This is a genomic window from Roseivirga misakiensis (assembly GCF_001747105.1).
GTDB classification, from domain to species: domain Bacteria; phylum Bacteroidota; class Bacteroidia; order Cytophagales; family Cyclobacteriaceae; genus Roseivirga; species Roseivirga misakiensis.
The window spans coordinates 963,557-985,782 of sequence record NZ_MDGQ01000005.1; the positions used below are offsets into that span (position 1 = coordinate 963,557).

Below are 22,226 nucleotides of genomic sequence, written 5' to 3' on the forward strand. Positions count from 1 at the left end.
GTTAAAGAGTTGGCACTCTAATTGGATGGAAAATGCCAAGCATTCAAAATACAACAACATGTTTAAGAACTACTTCAAAATACTTTGGCGCAATTTCAGAAGAAATAGAGCCTTTACGATCATCAATATTTCTGGGCTTACACTAGGGATCACGTGTAGCTTAATTATGTTCCTAATTGTGAAAGAGGAACTGAGCTATAACCGCTACCATAAGAACATTGATTCTTTATACAGGGTAGGGCACATCGACTATGTAGATGGAAACGAATACCCAGGAGGAGGCTCTCCATTGCCAATGTTAGAAGCAGTAAGAGAACAGATCGTTGGTTTGGCTAATGCGACACTGATCTCTCACGAAGGTTATGGTCTCATTTCTGTCACCGATAAAAGTGGTGAGGTAAAGTATTATGAAGAATCTCCAGATGTGGTCTATGTGGAGCCGAACTTCTTTGAAATGTTTGATTGGGAATTGCTTGAAGGGGCAGTCGAAGAATCGTTTAAAAGCCCAAATACAGTAGCCATCAGTAAAGAGTTGGCTGATAAGTATTTCCCTGAAGAGTCTGCTGTAGGTAAAACAGTTAGGTTGAATAAGAGCAAGGATTTACTAGTTACTGCAGTTTTAGAAAATGCACGGAACAACTCCGACTTTCCTTTCGGATTTTTCATTTCTATGGAAACCAAAAAGGCCGACGAACCATTTACAGAGTGGGGTAGCATCAGCAGTAACAATGTGATTTTCCTTCAGCTTGAGGAGGCAACCACCGCAGAAGATGTAGAAGCACAATTCCCAGACTTTGTTGAGAAAAACTGGAACAACATGACAAAGGATGAACGAAAGTTCGTCTTGTCTGATTTCAGTAACTATCACTTCGATGATCGATTCAATACCTTCGGCGGAGGCTCATCAAAGCAGTTTTTATGGACTTACTCGGCAATTGGTCTTTTCTTAATCATCACCGCATGCTTCAATTTTATAAATATGTCTACCGCCATGGCTGTCAAAAGAGCCAAAGAAGTGGGCATGCGCAAAGTGCTCGGTAGTAGCAGAAAACAACTTGTTTTAAGGTTTTTAGGGGAGACCTTTATGATCACCTTTATTTCCTTACTTTTATCCATTGGGCTAACTGAAAGGCTGTTACCACTTGTTGTAAACGACTTTTTCGAACTTGAAATAAAGCTTTCCTTGCTTACCGATGGCCTGTTGGTTGGTTATCTGCTCGGTGTATTAGTATTAGTTTCGCTTCTAGCCGGACTCTATCCTGCCTTTGTACTCTCTAGTGCCAAACCGATATCTGCCTTGAAAGGAGCGCTTGACGCTAAAGGCGGTAATATGTTCATGCGACGTTTCTTAGTCGTTTTTCAATTCTTTCTATGTCAAGTATTGATCTTCGGGACCATTGTAGCGGTTCGACAAATGAACTTCTTCACTACAGTAGATATGGGTTATGAAAAAGAGCATGTAATGTTCTTTAATATGGCCGAAAGTGAATTGGACAAGCAAAAGTTATGGAAAGCACGTGTTCAAGATATTCCTGGTGTTAAATCAGTTTCCGTAGCGTCACACCCGCCATTTTCTGGTGCCATTATGGGTACAAATGGTTATTACTACACAAGTGATACAAGCCGTACGGAGATAAATGTGCATTTCAAGCGTGTGGATGAGGCCTATGCTGATACTTATGGTCTAAGGTTAATTGCTGGTGATTGGGTTTCAAAGAGCGATACGATCAACCAATTCGTAGTTAATGAAACTTTCTTGGCAAAAGCAGGTGTCAAAAACCCTCAAGATGCAATTGGACAAACAGCCAATGTTTGGGGTAATAAGTATCCGATCGTTGGGGTTGTAGAAAATTTTCATTCTACTACATTATCTGAAGCTATCGAGCCGATGATGCTCTTCTCTGATGCCGTCCGTAATCAAACGATCGGTCTTAAAATAAATGGTGCCAGAACAAAGGAAATCGTATCCGAGCTAGAAGAAATCTGGTACGATATGCATGAAGAGTATGAGTTCGATTATGATTTCATAGATGCTCAAATAAAAGAGTTTTATCAGACTGAAGAGAAAATGTCTCAGTCTCTGACCGTTTTTGCGGGAATTTCCATATTTATTGGATGTCTTGGGCTTTATGGTTTGGTGGCCTTTATGGCGAATCAAAAAGCGAAAGAGATCGGTATTAGAAAAGTCTTGGGTGCGTCAGTAACAAGTTTGGTTTCGAACTTCTCTTTAGAATTTCTGAAACTCGTACTGGTCGCTTTCATCTTCGCGGCACCGCTAGCCTATTTTGGTATGAATTCTTGGCTCCAAGAGTACAAATACAGCATTAGCATTGGTCCGCTAATTTTCGTCTCCAGTATTGTGATGTCTATCATCATCGCCATTCTAACTACTGGACTTAGGTCTCTGAAAGCAGCAACGGCAAACCCTATCACCTCTCTTAGAGACGAGTAGCATACAGCAATTATGTTCATTAAAAAACCATTACGATGAATCTAAGAATGTTAAAAGGAATATATCGGTCATTTCAGCGAAGCCCACTCTTAACAAGCCTGAATGTTTTAGGCTTAAGTATAGGTTTAGGTAGCTTTTTAGTCATCACGCTTTTTCTCTTTCAAGAGAATAGCTATGAAAAGAATGTCCAAGATTATGAACGAATCTATAGGGTAGAGGAGACGTTTATGAATATGGGGAGAGTTGCCTCAACATCTCCCAATTTACCACATAGTCTTGCTGACTTTGCACAAATAGAGTTGCAAACAAGGGTCGGTCGGCTGGGTGCCGAAACAAAAGTGATTATTGGAGAACAGACTTTTGCCGTCAAAAAGGCAATGCTTGCCGATAGTGCCTTTTTTAAATTATTTGGTCATCAGTTTATCGCTAAGTCGAGTGAGACTGTATTAGCGCAACCTCGAGAGATGGTGCTTTCAGAGAAGACTGCTATGAAATTCTTTGGCAGAACTGATGTTTTGGGTGAAGTCGTAAGGTTTTTAGACTTTCCGCCTCATAAGGTTGTAGGCGTAATCAAAGATGACAAACTCAAATCTCATCTTGATTTCGATCTAGTAATATCTTCTCGAAAAACTGTATATGAACCGAATAGGTGGTGGGGGCTATCGGGTTATTCTTATGTGAAACTGACCCAGGGCACTTCACCTGAAGCCCTTACGGATGAGTTGGACAGACTAGTGGAAAAAGAAGTTTTTCCTGTGTTAAATGCGGGGTATCAAATGCCTTTTGAGGAATGGATCGAAAGTATCAATAAAATGGAGTTCCATGTTAAGCCGATACGTGATATTTACCTGAACTCTAACCTCGATTTTGAAATCAGTCAGAACGGAGATCGTCAAACTCGCATTACGCTCACTATCATTGCCGTTTTCATTCTACTAGTTGCATCTATCAATTTTATGAACCTCACCACTGCTAATTCCTCTAAGCGGACTAAAGAGATTGGGGTTCGTAAGGTATTGGGTGCTACCAAACAGGCATTGGTTAAATACTTCCTGATCGAAGCTGTGATTATCACCTTCATAGCTACTCTACTTGGTGCTGGCATGTCAGAATTGTTTATCGGGCTAATCAACCAGTCGCTTGGAGAAGTAATCGGTGTTTCTTTGGTCAACTACCCGGTATTGTTGATCTATCTAGCCCTGTTTGTCTTAGTCCTCGGAATTATGTCTGGTATTTATCCTGCGTTTTTCCTGGCCTCTGCTAAAATGATCCCGCTACTCAAGGGAATGAAAATTAATCGTGTGCTTAATTTAAATGGAGCTAAGCTATTGCGAAACGGTTTGGTTGTAACGCAATTCGCCATTTCATCCACCTTGATCATTGCCAGTGTTCTGATCTATAATCAATTAAGACATCTACAAAATGTGAATCTAGGATTTGCACAAGATCAAGTAGTCATAATCAAACAGACTTACCCGTTAAAAGACGCCAAAAGTGCCTTACGAAATGAGCTATTAAGGCTACCAAGCGTTGTAGACGCGAGCTTTACCCATAAGTTACCAGGCGATGGTACTGATGCTACTACATCCGTAAATTTAGATGAAGACAGGGCGCTTACGCTGACGCATTTCTATACGGATGAATATTTAGATGACGCCCTTGGACTAAATGTAACAGATGGTACTTGGTTCGATCCAGAGAAGAACCAATATGATTCCTTGATCGTGATCAATAACGCGGCTGCTCAGGCCTTAGGATATGAGGATCCCATTGGTCAAATATTTGGAGATTATTGGACAATTATTGGTGTGGTCGATGACTTCTACTTTGATGGCCTCAGAGATGAAATTGGGCCAGCCATGTTTATTTATTCACAGGCAAACCAAACTAATTTGGCGGTGAGATTTAGACCAGACGCCTTCTCAATCGGTGATGTAGAAGAAGTATGGACAGAGTTCACCAAGATTCCTTTTGAGTATTACTATTTAGATCAGAATTTTGAAAGGCAACTGGTCAAAGAGGGCCAAAATGCGAATGCAGTACTAATATTTACGGCTTTGGCAATTTTAATCTCTTGTCTTGGTTTGTTTGGCTTGGCCGCTTTTACAGCAGATCAGCGATTGCATGAGTTTGGGATTCGTAAAGTACTTGGGGCCAATGTTCAGGACATCATTAAGGTATTTAGTTTCGATTTTGTGAAACTGATCATTCTAGCCTTTTTTATATCCATTCCGCTGGCGTTTTATGGAGTAGACCTTTGGTTAAATGGGTTTGCGAATAGAATTTCTATCAGCATCTCGCCATTTATACTTTCTGGGGTGCTTTCCATTGGCATCGCCATGATCACTATACTGTTTCAGTGTATTAAAACTGGAAGAATCAACCCTACAGATACCCTTAGAAACGAGTAATATGCTTAGACAAACGGTCAAATTTGCCATTAGAAACTTTAAGAAATCTAAGCTAATTCATAGTCTTAATGTTCTAGGTCTGACACTGGGATTGAGTGTGTTCTTTTTGGCCTCGCTTTACATTTACCAAGAAAATAGTTACGAGCGCGATTTTTCCGATCGCAATAGAATTTATCAAATCAGTAGTGTAATACCCGGCATCGGTGATTTTGCCTATTCAACACCAAATTTGGCTAGTATTAGTAACGAAATACCTGATTTAGAGGGTTTAACGGTATTTACTCCGCCTACTAAGTTTACTTGGAATACAGAAACAGACGAGTCTTTTGAACTCACATCCATAAGTGCGGATGAAAACTTTTTGAGCATTTTCGATTTCTCAGTTCGCTTGGGGAATAAAGAACAGCCGATCTCTGCCCCAAACCATGCCGCTATTTTTGAATCTGCAGCACTGAGAGTATTTGGGACCACAGATGTAATTGGTAGACGGTTAGATAGTCAGAAGGAGTCAGTTCAGATCGTATCACTTTTGGCAGATCCACAATATAAAACGCAGCTGAAAAGTGACTTAATTAAGTTCGAGAACCCACTCAATGACTATCAGGAAGCCAACTGGAACGGTAACTATAAATTCGTATTCGCCAAAACGAAGGCTAGTGTTGGTTTAGCTCAATTAAATGAAACATTAGAAAGAATAAGCTTTGATCGTATTAAACCGATTGTTTTAGAGTCGGCACCGTCTGATTTTTCTCTTGCGGATTGGAAGAATTCTCCACGCTATAAAGGGTTTAAAGCCGAGGGGATAGACGATTTAAGGAAGTCGTCTAATACTCAAATGTCGATAATGCCTAAAACCAATGCCAAGCAATCAAATGCAATGATTATTGTTGGGTTGGCTGCCCTGCTCATATCAGTTATCAATTTTGTGAATCTATCTACAGCAAAGGCCTCCGTAAGGCATAAAGAAGTAGGCGTGAAAAGGATTTTAGGGTCAAGAAAATGGTTGTTGATTTTACAATTCTTATTCGAATCCTTTATGCTGATCGGATTATCGGCAGTTTTGGCTCTGGCAGCTGTGGAATTCTATTTAAATGTAGATGGATCATTTTCTTTTAATCTGGTCGATTATTCTGTCCTTCAATCTTCAGAATGGATAATTAGTGTAGTCATCTTCATTTTACTTTTATCGCTAATAGGAGGGGTATATCCTGCTTTGTACCTGTCAAGTGGTTCTTTGATTAACCTGACTAAGAAGCAAAGTCATAGCAGTGGTTTCTCAATGGCCAATGCGCAAGGTTTTAGAAAAGGAGCAACAGTAGTTCAGTTTGTATGTTCAATAGGCCTGATTTTTTCGATCGTCGTTATTTTTAGTCAGGTCAACTTTTTGAAGAATAGAGACCTTGGCTATTCTGACGAAGGAATAGTGTCTATCAGGAATTTAAGCCTGTTTCAGAATTTACGAGATAACACATCTACACTCAACACATTTATCAATGAGGTAGAAAGAGTACCTAGTGTCAAATCAATTGGGTTTTCTTCAAGAACACCGATAGATGGGGTTCAGTATTTTCCAGTGCCCATGAAGAACGCCGAAGGAGAAGAAATCAAAGTCACTTATATGACTGCCGATCATAATTTCTTTGATCTTATGCGATTAGAGTTTTTGTTAGGTAAGCCATATGAATCCAAAAGCAATACGCAAGAAAATGTGAATGCTAAAGGTGTTTATATACCAGCAGTCATTAATGAAATGACAGTGAAAACGTTGGGTTTGGATAACCCGATCGGTGAAATAATAGATGAACCAGTACGAGGTATTAAATATGAAGTGGTTGGAGTAGTTAAAGATTTCTTCTTTGAAAGCCTAAGAGAGGCGATTGATCCGATCATTATTAGCCGAACTGGCCCGAATGTACAGGGTGAATTACTTATTAAAACCGATGACATTAATGAAACAATTGCAGCAATAGAACCACTTTTTCAAAAGCATATATGGACTGCTTATGCCGGAAGCCCCATGGTCTGGAATGATTTAGCATGGCGATACGAATCACTTCTATCTGAAGAAACCAGTGCCTATAAGTTGCTGGTCGCATTTAGCGTAATTGCGGTGATTATATCTTGCATCGGATTGCTTGGATTATCTCTTTTTATGATAGACCAAAGAATCCATGAGTTTGGGGTTAGAAAAGTATTAGGAGCATCAGTTGGCAATATTATGGCACTCTTTAGTTATGATGTTTTTAAATTGATACTGTTGTCAATTTTTGTTGCCTTACCTCTAGGTAGTCTAATAATGCGAGAATGGTTGAATGATTTTGATGCTAGAATTAACCTTTCATTCTTCACTTTTGGAACCACAACATTACTTACCCTACTAATTGTATTTATTACTATTTCTTTCCAATCATGGAAAGCTGGTAGACTAAACCCAGTTGAAACCCTAAGAAACGAATAAAATGCTCAGACAAACGATCAAATTTTCATTCCGAAGCTTTCGAAAGACCAAATGGTTACATGGACTTAATGTGCTAGGCCTTACGTTGGGGCTAAGTGTTTTTTTGTTGAGTGCTTTGTATGTCTATCAAGAGGGTACTTATGAGATGGATTTCACAAATCGGGATAGGGTTTATGAAGTTGCTAAGTACTGGGGACAGGACAGCAAATTTGCCAAACTACCGTCGAACTTGGTTCATGTTTTAGAGGATCAGCCTGAGATTGAAGCGATGACTTCGTTTCGAAAAATACCAAACACAGATATTTATGTGGATAAGGATGTTTATGAAAATCAGCGGGTTATATGGGCGGACTCTACCTTTTTTGATGTATTTGATTTTGAGCTTCTAGTTGGCAATCCCGAAACAGTACTCAATAATCCAGATGTGGTTGTAATTGACGAGAAAACGGCCAAGCGAATTTACGGTACCCTAGATGTTTTGGGTAAAGAATTTCGATATGTTCAGTTTCAGGATAAGTTCAAAACAGTCACAATCGGTGGAGTTAGTAGAACTCCGCACTATAAAACTCAATTAGCTTTTGATTTTCTAATAGCGAAAAAGAGAAGCCCGTTTAGGGCTGACGGTTGGTTTTCTGCAGGTGATATGAGCTATGTTGTACTAAAAGAAAATGTGAGTTTAGATCAGCTAAATGATCGTCTTTTATCCATCTCAGAAGAATACGTGTTTCCTGGGAGACAAGATACCGATGTTTTGACTTTTGGAGAATGGAAAGAAAGGGGTAGTTACCATGGTTTTTTCGCACAACCTTTAAACTCGCTTCGGGATAGCGAAGGTTTAATAGGAGAAATAATGCCGAAAGCTGACGTAAAAAGAACTAGAACAACGCTTTTTATTGGTATTGCAGCGCTACTGATTGCCATCATAAATTTTGTGAATTTGTCCACCGCACGCGCTTCACAACGAATGAAGGAAGTCGGCCTAAAAAGGATACTTGGGTCTACCCGAAAACAGTTAACGGGGCAGTTTCTATTAGAGTCATTTGTCGTTATTCTCATTTCCGTCACACTTTCACTTGGTGTAGTGGAGGCCTTTATTAAATGGCAGCCACTTTCTTTTGGTGGGTTTGTAGAGTATTCGGTTTTACACTCACCAGAATGGGTGCTAGGTCTGGTGGCCTTCGTTGTTCTACTGACGCTTTTTTCAGGTATTTACCCAGCGCTCTATTTGTCTAGTGGAAAAGTTATTGCCCTATTGAACAATGGAAAAGGCCAGTCTGGCTTTGGTATTTATAACGCAGAGTTATTGAGAAAGGGAGCCACAGTACTACAGTTTACTTTTTCCATTGGTTTGATTGCAGCAGTTCTAACCATGTTTGCCCAAATAAGTCACCTCAGAGATATCGACCTGGGGTATGACCAAGATCAGGTTATTGTGATTAATAACCCTCAGAAATTAAAGGATAAAGAGGTATTTAAGTCAGAGTTAGCAAGAGTTCCAGGTGTGGCCTCTGCTGCTTATACCTTTATGACACCGAATAACCCTGAAGGACAGACTGGTAGAGGCGTTTGGGATTTACCAGATGGGACTAAATTTGACGTTGCGTTTCTACAGGTAGATGCCACCTATTTTGAAACCTTAGGCATAGAATTCATTGTAGGTGAAAATTTCAACCCTTCGTTAAGTGAGAGCAGAAAAGCACAAAATGAAAATCTAATTATCAATCAGGCCGCAGTCAAAGCTTTTGAGCTGGGTGACGATCCGGTGGGTAAGGCCTTAGGAAATGGTATAGTTAGAGGTGTAGTTCAGGATTTCGTTTTTAATGGTCTCAAAGACGAAGTTGAGCCGCTAATAATCCAACAAAAGATCCCGGTCGGATTCGATCCATGGTGGCACCATCCTTTAACAGTACGGATATCGGGTAGAAAAATAGATGATGTAATTCCTAGTATCAAGGCCCTTTGGTCTGAAATGTCCAGTTTAGATATGAAATGGTATCCGCTAAGTACCAGTTATGAGTCACTTGTTCAAGCCGAAGAACGCTCTTTCAATACAATATTAATGTTTTCAGTATTTGCTGTCCTCGTTTCATGTATTGGCTTATTTGGGTTGGCCATCTTCACTATTGACGATCGTGTCAAAGAGTTTGGAATCAGGAAAGTGTTGGGAGCAAGTGTTCCTCAAATTATGAGGCATTTTGGCTGGGGTTTTACAAAGCTCATTGCCGTGGCCTTTGTCATTGCCATACCGCTCTCAATTTATCTGCTGAATGGATGGTTGTCGGACTTTTCGCGCCGAATAGAAATCTCCTATGAGATTCCATTATTAACGGCTCTATTGACGTTATTAATCACAGCGGTTACCCTTATAAGCCAATCTTTAAAAGCTGGTCGTTTAAACCCAGTGGATACCTTAAGAAATGAGTAAAAGAGAATTCCATGGTTAAGAATCACTTGAATATTGTATTAAGAAAACTGAAAAAGGAGAAGCTTTATTCATTAGTCAACATATTTGGCCTTACCATTGGATTAACCGCTTTTCTGTTGATTTCTTTGTACGTCAGAGATGAACTGAGTTTTGATAAGTTTCATGACAACGAACAGAGCATATACAGACTAATAAGGACGAACGAAAGATCAGGAGCTTCCGGTAAAACGATTTCAGATCTGGTAGATTACTTTGCTTATGATATGCCCGAAATCGAAGGTTTCAACCGGTTGATGAACTTGGGGGCTCAGGCGCTTGTGAGTATTGAAGATCGACAGTTTAACACTCCTCAGGTATTTTATGCCCAGGATAATTTCTTTGAATTCTTTTCTTTTGATCTCCTAGCTGGTTCCAGCGCATCCGTTTTTGTTGGAGGAAATAAAGCCGTATTGTCTGAGTCCTATAGTAAAAAGCTTTTCGGTGATGAGGATCCAATTGGTAAGCTTATCAAAATTGAAAAAAAGGAGCAGTACCTTATTACTGGAATAGCAAAAGATAGTCCGGCAAATAGTACGATTCAATTTCAAGTCTTGTTGAATAAACCAGGCGCGTTTACAAATGATTTTGAAAACACTGGAGGTGTACAAACTGCAATAACTTATCTAAAAGTTTCTCCAAACCTTGATTTGAATAAGCTGGTCACTCACATCAATGATGCTAAAGAAAGGCCAACCTATAACATGTTCACAAAAGATACTGAATATAGTCTTCTGCCATTGACGGATCAGAGGCTTTACGCCTCATACGAATCTGATGCATTTGATAAGAATGACATTCGGTATGTCAAGTTATTTTCTGGAATAGGAATTCTGGTGCTTCTATTAGCCGTAATCAATTATATCAATTTAGTGACAGCGCAGTCATTAGAGAGAATGAAAGAAGTGGGATTAAGAAAGGTAATTGGTGCTTCAAGGGGAGATTTAATCGCTTACCAATTGGTTGAATCAATTGTCATCACGACGCTTTCCTTTCTGTTGGCCTTCGCTATCGCTGAGCGACTATTGCCATTCTATAATGATATACTAGACAAGGATATCCAAATCGCTTATTTTGGTTTAGAATTCTTTGTATGGGTCGTATTAGCCGGACTAGGTCTAGGTTTGCTTTCAGGTATTTACCCTGCCCTAAATATCTCCAGAGGTAGACCATTGGCCCTACTACAAAAACAGACGGGTGGATTTATAGGAGCGAAGTGGCTCAAAAAAGGATTAGCACTCGCCCAGTTTACGGCTACAGCAGTTCTTATCACCATTCTCGCTTTGATGAATAAACAGATGACCTTTTTGAAAGAAAAGGATCTGGGTTTTGAAACGGATTTTACCGTTGAAATAAACCTGGATGAAGATTCAACCCATTTATACCAATCTCTTAAAAATCAGATCATGACAATTTCAGGAGTTGAAAACGTCAGCTTAAATGGGTTCGATATGGGGGGCGGTTGGATTTCTACTATTTATTCAGAACCAAGAGTAGAAGGTAAGTCCCGAGGAAATAGTGTTGCTGAAAAGATTATTAGGGCAGATGGGAATATGATCGGTACATTGGATATGGGATTCTACTGGCAAGCGGAGAATTATGACCCAAATAGTTTTGATGACAATCAAGTAATTATCAATTATTCGCTAGCTGATAAATTAGGCTGGCTCGAAGACCCGATCGGGCACAAATTATATGAGTATAATGATCGGTCGGGAAAGGAATTGGTTGCCATTGTGAATGATTTTCATATCAACTCCTTAAAAGAAGAAGTAGAACCAATGTTTATTTTACCACTGAGTGACTGGGGGGCAAATAGATTAATAGTAAAACTCAACGGAGTCGAGGGGTATAAAAAGCTTAGTGAGATCGAAGTATTATATCAATCTTTTTTTGATCGCCCTTTTGAATATGCTTTTCTCGATGATAAGCTTGAGAGTTTTTATAAAAAGGAGGCAGGGCAGTTTAGAATGTTCCAATTATTCTCACTCATTGCCGTAATTATTTCATTGCTAGGATTGATTGCTTTAACCACTTATATGATTGCTCAAAGACGAAAAGAGGTGAGTATTCGTAAAGTTTTAGGCGCTTCAGTAAAAGGGCTCTTACTTTTGTTAAATAAAGAATATTCAATTCTTGTATTGATTGCTTTTATAGTAGCCGCTCCAATAGCCTATTTCTTCATGGAGAATTGGTTGAGTAAGTTTGTGTATAGAATAGCGATTGGGCCGATCCCTTTCGTAGTAGGTTTCCTGAGTTTTATAAGTCTGAGTTGGCTTGTTGCGGCATATCAATCATTTAAGACTTCATCCGAAAACCCGGCCAAAGTTTTACGAGAAGAGTAGGAGGGCTGAGCGCTTTCTTTTATGTCACTGTTTCTTTTTGTAAAGACCATCAAAACTTGGGGTCCATGTTTTGCCCTCGTCTGTAGAGTTTTCAAAGAGTTGTCTTACGGTACCATCCTCTTTCAAGGTAAATGTTAACCTAGAAAGGCTAATATTGCCATTCGGCCCCATGAACTTACTTTCAAACTGAAGTAGACCTTCTTCTCTTCTTGTTTCTAGGTAATTGTAAACATCGCCACCACTACCTACCCAGTGCTGATGCCATTTTTTATCGATTGGGTCGTAAAAGTTAATACTCTGGCCTGCGTAATTGCCAGCTGTTTTATAATTCTCATGAATAGCGCAGCCCCCTTGAGCCATAGTTATCGAGTTTTCGCCAACCTTGCGGTTATTAACAAATACATCCCATTCACCGATCCAAAAATCGAAATGACGGTAATTTGATTGCCCTAAACATGGATAAGCATTGAGCGCTACCTTGTCTAAGATTGCCTTAAAATCAGGGTAGTTTTGGTATTTGGTAAAAGAGGCATCCTTTGTTAAGAGGCTGTAGGTGGCTAATCCGTTATCGGCACCATGTGAAAGGGTTTTCATTAAGTTTTCCTTATCGCCTTGTTCGGCATAGGTTTTACTGAGACCTATCACAATGTTTGGAGCAGGAAAGTTGTTTTCTCTTGCTTTGGTAAAGTGCTTAATTGCCGATTTGTAATCATGTGTTTTGAAATTGCTGATGGCTAAATTATACCAGGCTAAAGAATCCTTTGGGGCATTTTTTAAATACTGTTTGTAAGTTTTTTCAGCGGCTTTCCATTCTTGCTTATTGAAGTAATCTAATGCTGATTCTTTCAAATCCTGACAGAATACCATAGAACTGAAGCTTAAGAGTATGGCTATAAATAGTATCTGTTTCATTGTAATCGTCGTTTGACATGAAACTAGATAAGTATGACCTTCCAACGGGAAAATCCGATGATATTTGCCCTTAAAAGGGTGTTTACTAGAAACTGATACTTACAGAATCAAGCTCATTATAGATTGATTCATAGGTCATGACTATTGCTATCCCTTTATTAGTCTGCGGTGTTTTTAATCTTAGAATCACCCGGTCAACTCCGGGAGCCACCACGGAATTAGGATCGTAATTATAAATCTGGCGTATATTATTGCCTTCATTTGCAGCGGCCAGTAGAGGGTTCCAAGCGTCATAAATTTTCCCCTCATGCGATAGTTTGACATTCTTGATTACAGCGGGGCCATACCCTTGGTTTGATAACATGATTTCCAGCGTGCCTTCACTTCCGTCAATACTTTTGATAAGTTCTAGGTATGGCTTTACGGTTAGCTTATTATGCTCTACAGCAATCTCTAGTTGCCTTTGAGAGATTCTACCTTGCCATAAGGAAACTACTACCGCGCATAGCGCAATGGTAACGACAGCAAACTGTGTGACTTTTTCACCTTTCGACATAGACATAACCTAAATTAAATTTATTGAAACTTTAAAAAATGGATGTTTTGTCAACGAATTCATCTATTTAACCCATGATAATAGACTAAAACCTCATACCAATTTCAAATGGCTCATCATAAATGGATGTATACTTTATTAACACCTCAATACCATAAAGCACCCTGTTTTTAGGGTCTCCCTTGAGTTGTAGATAAATGATTTCTTTATCTGCTTTAAACGGGGCATCAATACCGAGGTTTATAGAATTCACACGTTTGTCACGAATTTCAGCAGCATCTAAGACAGCATCCCAATGCGTGTATGTCTCTCCTTTATAGGTTAATGATACCGATTTTATAATGGCAGGACCAATACCCTCATTTTGTAATTTCAATGCCCATGTATCTTCAGTTGCCCAACCAGAAAAGAAATTTAAATAAGGCCTAACACTTAACCGATTGTGTCTTTGGGCGATGCTGACTTGCCATACCGATACCACTACTGCACAGACAGCAATAACGACAATGGCAAATTGTGTAACTTTTTCACTCCTCGATGTGGCCATATCCTAAGATAAAGCTATTCAAAACATAAAAAAAGCCTAGATCATAGATCTGGGCTTTCAAATATTTTATTAATGAAGTTCTATTTTTCTTCGTGTGCGCTGGGTCCTTTTCTAAAAAGCTTTTCGAAGGCTTTGCCTATTTCTTCTCCAGCCACTTTTAAATGGTGCTTTGCTTCTTCAATTTTAGGTTCATTTTTAGTCTTGAAGTCCACCATTTTTTCTTCAAGTTTCTCCCTTTGCTTCTTTAGAGCTTCAATGGTTTCTTCCATTTCTTCTCGGACCTCTTCACTGGCATCTTTTGCTTGACCAACCAACTCATCGATCTTTTCTTTTAGCTCCTTTAGGATTTTATCAGTATCCATTAGTTCTCTCTAACTTTAATGGTAGTTCCTACATTGATCCAGCATCCTACTCTAATAGCATCTCCTTTTTTCTTAGCTGCCGTAAAAACATCTGAAACGGTAGGGAACTGTGCTTTGGCCTCCGCCATTCCCTTAGAATTACCTGCTTTCTGATAAAGGTCATAAGCAGCCATGAATATTGAACGATCGTCGATCATGCTATTTTCTTTCGAACAATCATCGAAACTATTCATATACATGTTTGCCACATAGGTGTAAGCTTCACTCGCTTTTTGTGCATCTAATTCGGCTGCTTGGAAAGCAGATTTTCTTGCTTCAACTTTTTTCCCCTGCGCCAGGTTTAATTGGGCAATATTCATAAGTAAATCAGCCTTCTTCTCATTGTCCGTGGAAAGTTCCATGGCTTCAGTATAATACTTTGCAGCACTTTCGTAGTCCTTATTACCGAATGCTCGCTGTGCTAAAACTTTAGCTATGCCTTCGGTAGGCTCTTTCTTTTGGATGATTTTTGCAGCCGTTTCTATGTATGGGCTATCTCCACAACCTCTTTCTAAAAGTAGACCAAAAACCTTTTTTGCTAGCGTTAAGTCTTCACCTTGATCTAATGGCGGTGCTAAGTTCTCATTGATAAAATCACAGTTTAGATCGTCACCCATCACCTGAGTCAATAAACCATTAATAACCGTCTTATATCTATCTAATTTTGCCTGATCTTCACCTGCGGCAGATTTCATTTCAACCACGCTCATTACCTTGGTATAGATTTCGATAACTTCCTCATTTGGTAAGTCATTTCCATAAGCCTTATATCTTCTCGCCATATCCATGTAGGATACCAAGTTATTATTGATAACACTTTCAGGCTCCTCATAGGCAGCTTTGTAAGCGACCATACCATCCTTGATTCTAACCTTATCTGATTTCCAATACTTATAATATCGGTATGCTTTGTTGTTCTTTTCACGATCAGTTAACCCGTAGATTTCCTCCTTTTTATTAAAAGAAGTCATCATAGAGTCTAGAAACATGTTTTTCTGTGTATCATCCGAAGCTTTTTTAGCCAATTCTTCATAAGCTTTATATGAGTTTATATAAAGTCCATCATAAAGGTCTGGAACGTTTTTCATTAGCCAATTCAACGCATTTGCCGCCTCTCTATAATTGTCTACAGAAATTGCGTCAACAGAAAGCGCGAACCTTCTAGAAGCTTCTGAAGCTAATTCTGGATTTTCAGGAAGCTTCAATGATTGTCCGTTTGCCTGGAAGGAAAGTAGTAGGATAGACCCTAATGCTATGGATATTACTTTTTTCATTTTTTTGTTTTTAAACCTTGTTCGGCTAGTCGCAAAATGTTAGCCAAATTTAATCGGATGCAAAAGTACTGTTTATTCAGTAATTCGCTAGTCGTCAACTTATTATCAAATTGTTGCGATCCCATCTTCAAACGATGCAGAGCGATATGTTGTTTCAACGACTGGTCATTACAGGCTGTAGCCTCTTGATTCCTAGTTGTTTGACCTTGTTCTTACTTTTGTCTCAATATTAATCCAGCAGCCCACTTCTATTGTATCATTTTCATAGTGACCTTCGGAAAACGCGCTACCCGTAGTAGGGAATTGTAAGCTTATCTCTTTCATCATACTCTGATTTTTAGCTTTTTCAAACATATCATAAGCGGCAAAGTAAACCGCCCTGTTTTCCACGTCATCATCAGATTCAGAGCACTCGTTATAGCTATTCGCATACAAGTGACCGATCAATGTGTAGGCAGCTGGCCCTTTTGCATCATCAAGTGAAATAGCTGATAGTGCATACTCTCTAGCCGCTGGTTTATTCATGTTCAATTGGTACAGTTGCGCGATGTTCAATTGGATACTTGACTTTTTGACATTATCGGTTTCTAAATCAAATGCCTTTTTGTAAAGTGAGATCGCATCTTCATAGTTTTTAGCAGCTGCTTCCGATTGAGCCAAGACTTTGAAGATACCAGGTGTCGGCTCGTTTCTCGACAGGATATCTAAAGCCTCTTCGAATGAGGCCGTTCTTCCACATTTAACATCCAATGATAACCCCATTACACGTTTCGAAACCTTAACACTATCAGCTCGATTTAAACCGTTGGCTAGCTTTTCTATGATTTCGCAGTTCATACTTTCCGCTGTCATTCTGACTAAAACATCATCAACTTGGCTCAAATATTTATCGAATTTAGCCGTTGATTCGTCCATGACTTTTTTCCGCCCAATAACATTGGCTATGCCATTATACACATGAAGAATTTCTTCCTGAGATAAATTGGCTACATGTTTATCGTAACGCTGTGCCATATATATGTAAGTAACTAGGTTATTGTTAATAACGCTTGTTGGGCTTTCATAAACTTCTTTGTACATGGCAAAAGCGTCGGCTAATTTTGATTTATCATCTCTGAAATACTTGAAGTATCGGAATGCAAGCTTATTCTTATCTAAATCACTTAAGCCGAAATGTTCTTCTTTGCTCTCATAAGCGATAAGCATTGAATCGAGTAATACTCGTTTCTTACTTTCATTCTCAGTTTTCAAAGCCAAATTTTCGAAGGCTTCGACGGCATATTTTTGAACATTGCGATTAAACGAAGGAGCATTTTTCAGCAACCAATGAAGGGCAGGTGTGGCTTTCTCATAATAGTCAAACCGCATATTATCATCGGCCTTTACATATTCTCGTTCTATATCTTTTTGAGTGATCTCTTGTGCTGAAATATGCGCTGACGCTATTACGAGACACAAAAGCGCTGTTACAAATACTTTCATATCGTTTAGTTTAAGGTACGTAATAAGTTAGCCAAAAAATGTGCCAAGATGAAACTAAATCCTTAGTTTATCGGGAAAAGAGTGGTGTGAATTTAAAGGATTGACCATCGAATAAACCTAAATCGCTTAGCTTCAGATTAGGAATAACAAGTAGCCCCATAAAGGACAAAGTCATGAAAGGCGAGTTTAAAGTACTACCCATGCTTTTGGCCATTCTATCTATCTGAGTGTAGTTTTTTGCAATCTCATAGCCGTCGCCATTGGACATGATTCCTGCGACGGGGAGTGGGAGGATGGCTTCTTCTTTTGAACTTACTGCACTGACGCCACCTTTTTCATTGATGATCAAGTTTATCGCTTTACAAATACTAGCGTCATCCACGCCAACTGCAATGATATTGTGAGAATCATGTCCCACAGAAGATGCGATGGCCCCATCTTTCAGGTTGAAATTTTTTATAAACGCTACGGCAGGCTGGGCATTTTGATATCTGTTCACCACTACCATTTTTAATAAATCACGTGAAACATCTGACTGAACAAATCCTGCAGGATCCACCTTTGCTGAATAATGTAGACAGTTCGTGATCAGCTGCCCATCTAATGCCTCTATTACTTTTATATTTTCTGAAGTTGCCTTTACGCTGATTGCATCTTCTTTTATGGGGTCACAATGAAATTGATTTACAATTTCACTTCGCGAACTTTCTATAAGAGATTTTCCTTTATCGGCCACTTGAATGCCATTGATGTAAGTAGCCAGTACATCAAGATTGCTGGTGTCTTTTGTGACAATGAAATCAGCATAATCTCCTTCTTTTAAAGTTCCAACATCCAAGTTATAATGATCGACTGGAGTGATGCAGGCAGCCTGTAAAACATCAAAAAGGTCATATCCCTTATTTAAAGCACGTTTAACTAAGTCGTTGATATGCCCTTCAACCAAATTGTCAGGGTGTTTGTCATCCGAACAAAACATGAGCTGTTCTGGAGCTTCAGCGAAAAGGTCGACGAGGGCTTCAAAGTTTTTAGCCGCAGAACCCTCTCTAATCGCGATTTTCATTCCGTGTTTTAACTTGTCTCTTGCCTCATCTGCCGTAAAACATTCATGATCGGTAGAAATTCCAGCTTTTACGTAGGCTTCAGCCTGTTCACCTCTGAGTCCAGGTGCATGACCATCGATAGGTTTACCTAATGCCTTAGCAATGTTTAATTTCTCGTAAACAGTTTTATCGTTGAAAAGTACACCTGGCCAATTCATCATTTCGGCTAAGTATTTTACCTCTGGTTTAGCCAATAAGTACTCGACTTCCTTGGGTGTGATTTCTGCCCCGGCGGTTTCAAAAGTGGTAGCTGGAACACAAGAAGGTGCCCCGAAGGCAAACTTAAAATTCACTTTTTTACCATCCTTTATCATGTATTCTACACCCTGAACCCCCAATACATTGCCAATTTCATGAGGGTCCGAAACTGTGGCAACAGTACCATGGACCACGGCCAAACGAGCAAATTCAGATGGAACAAGCATAGAGCTTTCTATATGAATGTGAGCATCAACAAAACCTGGCAGTATATATTGATCTTGGACTTCTGCTGTCTCAATGATTTTTTTTATCCGATCATTTTCGATGTGAATCTCGCCAGTATAGATTCTTCTATTTCTAACATCGACGATTTTGCCTGATACTATTTTCATATGCGCAATTTGAAAGATTCTAGATTCTTCACAAAAGACTATAGACAAGTTTCAATGCTCTGGAAGAATTTTCGTCCGCAGTCTAGCTCCTCAAATGATCATACCGTACCTTTGCCCAAAATTTATTGATGAGGAAAATCAATATTGCTATAGATGGTCTTTCTGGTTGTGGTAAAAGCAGCACCGCTAAAGTTGTTGCCAAAGCCCTGCACTATAAATTTATCGACACAGGAGCCATGTATAGAGCAGTTACGCTATACTTCTTGCAAAACAAAGTCGATTTAATGGATGAGGATGCCGTAGAAGCGGCCCTAAATCAAATTTATATTGACTTTCTGTTCAATAAAGAATCTCAGAAAAACGAAACCATTTTGAATAAACAAAATGTTGAAAATGAAATCCGTAAAATGTACATATCTGAAAATGTGAGTGCAGTTTCAGCGGTAAAAGCGGTTCGTATAGCTATGGTTGCACAACAGCAAGCCATGGGTGAAGAGAAGGGTGTGGTAATGGACGGCAGAGATATAGGTTCTGTAGTTTTCCCTGATGCCGAATTGAAAGTATTCATGACTGCATCGACAGAAGTTCGTGCGAAGAGAAGACAGAAGGAATTAGCCGAAAAGGGAGAGCAGGTTGATTTAAATGAGATTATGAAGAATTTGGAATCGAGAGATTTCCAAGATTCTACTAGAGAGGAAAGTCCTTTAGTGAAAGTAGCTGATGCTGTGGAAATAGATACATCGAATTTGAAGTTTGAAGACCAAGTTCAAAAAATATTAGATTTGGCAAATGATCGGATAACTGAGGAATAAATTCTACGAGAATGGAAGTGAAGATTGATGAAAATTCTGGGTATTGTTTTGGAGTGGAGTTTGCCATACAAATGGCTGAGGATGAAATGGTTGATGGCGATCTGTTTTGCTTAGGCGACATTGTGCACAACAGCATGGAAGTAAAACGCCTAAACAAAAAGGGGCTTCAAGTTATTGATAGAGAAGAATTAAAGAATATTAAAAATGCCAAGGTGCTGATAAGGGCCCATGGCGAGCCACCTGAAACATATCAATTAGCGCTCGAGAATAATATAGAGTTGATTGATGCTTCTTGTCCGGTAGTGTTGAAACTACAGAATAGAGTGAAGCTTGCTCATGACAAGATGAATAGGGTAGACGGACAAATTGTTATTTACGGTAAACCTGGTCATGCCGAAGTTATTGGACTGACAGGACAGACAAATAACAAGGCCATCGTGGTTATGGAAGATGAAGACCTGGATAAGATTGATTTCTCAAAACCAGTGACACTTTTTTCACAGACTACAAAGAGTACAAAAGGGTTCTATAGAATCCGTGAAATTATGGAGGCCAGAGCTAAGGCAGCCAATAATTCAATTGAGGAACTTGATTTCACGGCTAATGATAGTATTTGCCGTCAGGTTTCGAACAGAGAGCCACAACTAACAGTGTTTTCTAATTCTGTTGACGTGATCATTTTTGTCAGCGGTAAGAAAAGCTCAAACGGCAAGGCTCTTTATGGTGTTTGTAAACAGCAGAACGACAGGAGTTATTTTGTTGAAAACGAGGATGAAGTGAATTTAGAATGGTTTTCACCCGATGATAAAGTCGGTATTTGTGGAGCAACATCAACACCAATGTGGTTGATGGAAAATGTTGCTAAACATATAGAGAATTCCTTTTCTGAAACAGTGCCAGTACAATAAAGCTAGGCACCTTTCATCTGCATAAAATTTTGACTTAAATTTGCTTCGATAAAGGAAGCATTAAGTCTTTTATTTGAGAGCAAATGTATTATTTTTGCCTCGATTTTGATCAATCTTAGTGATTCGCAACTAAAAGAGTATGTCTAAAACTGTAAAGCTTAAAAAAGGCTTTGACATTAACCTTGCCGGAAAGGCAGAACAGACAATCGCCAGTACCTCCCCTTCGGAAACGTTTGCTATAAAACCGACCAATTTTATCGGTATGAAAAGACCTAAGCTATTTGTGGCTGAAGGTGACAACGTAAAGGCTGGTACACCTGTGCTTTATGATAAAATGCAGGAAGACGTTATGATTTGTTCGCCTGTAAGTGGTGAGATTGTTGAAGTGAAAAGGGGAGCCAAGAGAAAATTATTAGAAATAAAGATCTTGGCCGACAAAGAAATTGAATACGAGACATTCAATACCTACAACATTTCTGATCTGCAAAGCCTTTCTCGAGAGGACGCGCAAGCGCAAATGTTGAAAGGTGGAGTTTGGCCAAATGTTATTCAAAGACCTTTTGGGGTAACTGCTAATGAGGCAGATACACCAACTGCTATTTTTATCTCCACTTTTGATTCTCATCCTTTAGCTGCAGATGCGGCATTCACACTAAAAGGAGATGAAGAGGCATTCAAGGCAGGTATAGACATCTTAAAGAAGTTTACTTCAGGTAAAATTCATTTAAATCATGATGCTGATGGCGAAGTAGCCTCTGTCTTCGCTAATATTGAAGGCGTAGAGAATAACAAATTCAGCGGACCACACCCAGCGGGGAATGTAGGTATTCAAATCAGTAATATCGCCCCAATTGCTAAAGGCGGTTTGGTTTGGACGATTACTCCTTATGGAGTGGCACAAATTGGTAAGTTGTTTTTGAAAGGTATTTACGATGCTTCTAGAGTTGTGGCGGTCGCTGGTTCTGAGATTAGTAAACCACAATATCACAAGACTTACACTGGAGCATCTATCAACAAATTCATCGATAATAACCTTAAGAACGACCACGTGAGATTCATCTCGGGTAACGTACTTACGGGTGAGAAAATCGAGCAAGACGGCTACCTAGGTTTTTATGATAATCTTCTTTCTGTAATTCCAGAAGGAGATCACTCTGATTTCTTAGGATGGATTATGCCTAAAAAAGAAGTATTGAGTTTCCATAGAGCATGGGGCTTATTCTCCTTTTTAAATGGAAAGAATAAGGAATATGTATTGGATACTAACACCAATGGAGAACCTAGAGCATTTGTGCAGACTGGAACTTTTGAAAAGGTAGTACCAATGGATATTTATCCTACGTATCTGATCAAGGCAATTATGGCTGAAGATTTTGATAACATGGAAGCCTTGGGAATATATGAAGTAATTGAGGAAGATTTAGCGCTTTGTGAATATGTGGATGTTTCGAAACACGACATACAACAAATTGTTAGAGAAGGGCTAGAATTGATTCAAAACGGATAATTGG

At 39.2% G+C, this 22,226-nt stretch carries 15 protein-coding genes; 8 read left to right on the forward strand and 7 right to left on the reverse strand.

Annotated elements, in window-relative coordinates; genetic code table 11:
* Nucleotides 1–58 precede the first annotated feature (58 nt).
* Genes BFP71_RS11920 through BFP71_RS11940 form a run of 5 tightly spaced genes read left to right on the forward strand, consistent with a single transcriptional unit; the run spans nt 59 to nt 12,127 of the window.
* Nucleotides 59–2,452: an ABC transporter permease gene (locus tag BFP71_RS11920; protein ID WP_176723359.1), complete on the forward strand. Its 2,394-nt coding sequence runs from the start codon at nt 59–61 to the stop codon at nt 2,450–2,452.
* Between the two features lie 47 nt (nt 2,453–2,499).
* A complete protein-coding gene (locus BFP71_RS11925; RefSeq protein WP_069835689.1) occupies nt 2,500–4,863 on the forward strand; it encodes an FtsX-like permease family protein in 2,364 nt (787 codons plus the stop codon).
* Between the two features lies 1 nt (nt 4,864).
* Nucleotides 4,865–7,321: an FtsX-like permease family protein gene (locus tag BFP71_RS11930; RefSeq protein WP_069835690.1), complete on the forward strand. Its 2,457-nt coding sequence runs from the start codon at nt 4,865–4,867 to the stop codon at nt 7,319–7,321.
* 1 nt (nt 7,322) lies between these two features.
* Entirely contained in the window at nt 7,323–9,746 is a 2,424-nt protein-coding gene (locus tag BFP71_RS11935; RefSeq protein WP_069835691.1) for an FtsX-like permease family protein, read from the forward strand.
* Between the two features lie 11 nt (nt 9,747–9,757).
* Nucleotides 9,758–12,127 carry an ABC transporter permease gene (locus BFP71_RS11940; RefSeq protein WP_069835692.1) on the forward strand — a complete coding sequence of 790 codons (2,370 nt, stop codon included), beginning with the start codon at nt 9,758–9,760 and terminating at the stop codon, nt 12,125–12,127.
* 24 nt (nt 12,128–12,151) lie between these two features.
* On the opposite strand, the gene BFP71_RS11945 is transcribed toward BFP71_RS11940, so the two are convergent.
* The 7 genes from BFP71_RS11945 to ade all read right to left on the reverse strand — a co-directional run bounded on the left by BFP71_RS11945 (nt 12,152) and on the right by ade (nt 18,995).
* Nucleotides 12,152–13,039 carry a tetratricopeptide repeat protein gene (locus tag BFP71_RS11945; RefSeq protein ID WP_141719749.1) on the reverse strand — a complete coding sequence of 296 codons (888 nt, stop codon included), beginning with the start codon at nt 13,037–13,039 and terminating at the stop codon, nt 12,152–12,154.
* A gap of 85 nt (nt 13,040–13,124) precedes the next feature.
* On the reverse strand, nt 13,125–13,601 hold the full coding sequence (locus BFP71_RS11950) for a hypothetical protein (RefSeq protein WP_069835694.1): 477 nt from the start codon (nt 13,599–13,601) through the stop codon (nt 13,125–13,127).
* A gap of 79 nt (nt 13,602–13,680) precedes the next feature.
* Complete coding sequence (locus BFP71_RS11955) at nt 13,681–14,142, reverse strand: hypothetical protein (protein WP_069835695.1); 462 nt, start codon at nt 14,140–14,142, stop codon at nt 13,681–13,683.
* An 80-nt stretch (nt 14,143–14,222) separates the two neighbouring features.
* On the reverse strand, nt 14,223–14,504 hold the full coding sequence (locus BFP71_RS11960) for a sll1863 family stress response protein (RefSeq protein WP_069835696.1): 282 nt from the start codon (nt 14,502–14,504) through the stop codon (nt 14,223–14,225).
* Nucleotides 14,504–15,817, reverse strand: a complete 1,314-nt coding sequence (locus BFP71_RS11965; RefSeq protein ID WP_069835697.1) for a tetratricopeptide repeat protein — start codon at nt 15,815–15,817, stop codon at nt 14,504–14,506. The genes BFP71_RS11960 and BFP71_RS11965 overlap by 1 nt, the downstream gene beginning before the upstream one ends.
* 192 nt (nt 15,818–16,009) lie before the next feature.
* Nucleotides 16,010–17,299, reverse strand: coding sequence for a tetratricopeptide repeat protein (locus BFP71_RS11970; protein ID WP_069835698.1), 1,290 nt, complete (start codon nt 17,297–17,299; stop codon nt 16,010–16,012).
* A 67-nt stretch (nt 17,300–17,366) separates the two neighbouring features.
* Nucleotides 17,367–18,995: an adenine deaminase gene (gene ade / locus BFP71_RS11975; protein WP_069835699.1), complete on the reverse strand. Its 1,629-nt coding sequence runs from the start codon at nt 18,993–18,995 to the stop codon at nt 17,367–17,369.
* Between the two features lie 128 nt (nt 18,996–19,123).
* Here ade and cmk point away from each other — a divergent pair, with 128 nt between their 5' ends.
* The 3 genes from cmk to BFP71_RS11990 all read left to right on the forward strand — a co-directional run bounded on the left by cmk (nt 19,124) and on the right by BFP71_RS11990 (nt 22,222).
* Nucleotides 19,124–19,807: a (d)CMP kinase gene (cmk, locus tag BFP71_RS11980; RefSeq protein WP_069835700.1), complete on the forward strand. Its 684-nt coding sequence runs from the start codon at nt 19,124–19,126 to the stop codon at nt 19,805–19,807.
* Nucleotides 19,808–19,818: 11 nt separating this feature from the next.
* Nucleotides 19,819–20,715: a 4-hydroxy-3-methylbut-2-enyl diphosphate reductase gene (locus BFP71_RS11985; RefSeq protein WP_069835701.1), complete on the forward strand. Its 897-nt coding sequence runs from the start codon at nt 19,819–19,821 to the stop codon at nt 20,713–20,715.
* Nucleotides 20,716–20,854: 139 nt separating this feature from the next.
* A complete protein-coding gene (locus BFP71_RS11990) occupies nt 20,855–22,222 on the forward strand; it encodes a Na(+)-translocating NADH-quinone reductase subunit A (RefSeq protein ID WP_069835702.1) in 1,368 nt (455 codons plus the stop codon).
* Nucleotides 22,223–22,226 lie beyond the last annotated feature (4 nt).

Excerpts from the sequence above, each read along its gene's own strand:
- BFP71_RS11930 (WP_069835690.1), top strand. The coding sequence starts at position 4,865 with ATGCTTAGACAAACGGTCAAATTTGCCATTAGAAACTTTAAGAAATCT.
- BFP71_RS11990 (WP_069835702.1), top strand. The coding sequence starts at position 20,855 with ATGTCTAAAACTGTAAAGCTTAAAAAAGGCTTTGACATTAACCTTGCC.
- BFP71_RS11940 (WP_069835692.1), top strand. The coding sequence starts at position 9,758 with ATGGTTAAGAATCACTTGAATATTGTATTAAGAAAACTGAAAAAGGAG.
- BFP71_RS11955 (WP_069835695.1), bottom strand. The coding sequence starts at position 14,142 with ATGGCCACATCGAGGAGTGAAAAAGTTACACAATTTGCCATTGTCGTT.
- BFP71_RS11960 (WP_069835696.1), bottom strand. The coding sequence starts at position 14,504 with ATGGATACTGATAAAATCCTAAAGGAGCTAAAAGAAAAGATCGATGAG.
- BFP71_RS11925 (WP_069835689.1), top strand. The coding sequence starts at position 2,500 with ATGTTAAAAGGAATATATCGGTCATTTCAGCGAAGCCCACTCTTAACA.
- ade (WP_069835699.1), bottom strand. The coding sequence starts at position 18,995 with ATGAAAATAGTATCAGGCAAAATCGTCGATGTTAGAAATAGAAGAATC.
- BFP71_RS11920 (WP_176723359.1), top strand. The coding sequence starts at position 59 with ATGTTTAAGAACTACTTCAAAATACTTTGGCGCAATTTCAGAAGAAAT.
- BFP71_RS11970 (WP_069835698.1), bottom strand. The coding sequence starts at position 17,299 with ATGAAAGTATTTGTAACAGCGCTTTTGTGTCTCGTAATAGCGTCAGCG.
- BFP71_RS11935 (WP_069835691.1), top strand. The coding sequence starts at position 7,323 with ATGCTCAGACAAACGATCAAATTTTCATTCCGAAGCTTTCGAAAGACC.
- BFP71_RS11985 (WP_069835701.1), top strand. The coding sequence starts at position 19,819 with ATGGAAGTGAAGATTGATGAAAATTCTGGGTATTGTTTTGGAGTGGAG.
- BFP71_RS11965 (WP_069835697.1), bottom strand. The coding sequence starts at position 15,817 with ATGAAAAAAGTAATATCCATAGCATTAGGGTCTATCCTACTACTTTCC.
- BFP71_RS11950 (WP_069835694.1), bottom strand. The coding sequence starts at position 13,601 with ATGTCTATGTCGAAAGGTGAAAAAGTCACACAGTTTGCTGTCGTTACC.
- cmk (WP_069835700.1), top strand. The coding sequence starts at position 19,124 with ATGAGGAAAATCAATATTGCTATAGATGGTCTTTCTGGTTGTGGTAAA.
- BFP71_RS11945 (WP_141719749.1), bottom strand. The coding sequence starts at position 13,039 with ATGAAACAGATACTATTTATAGCCATACTCTTAAGCTTCAGTTCTATG.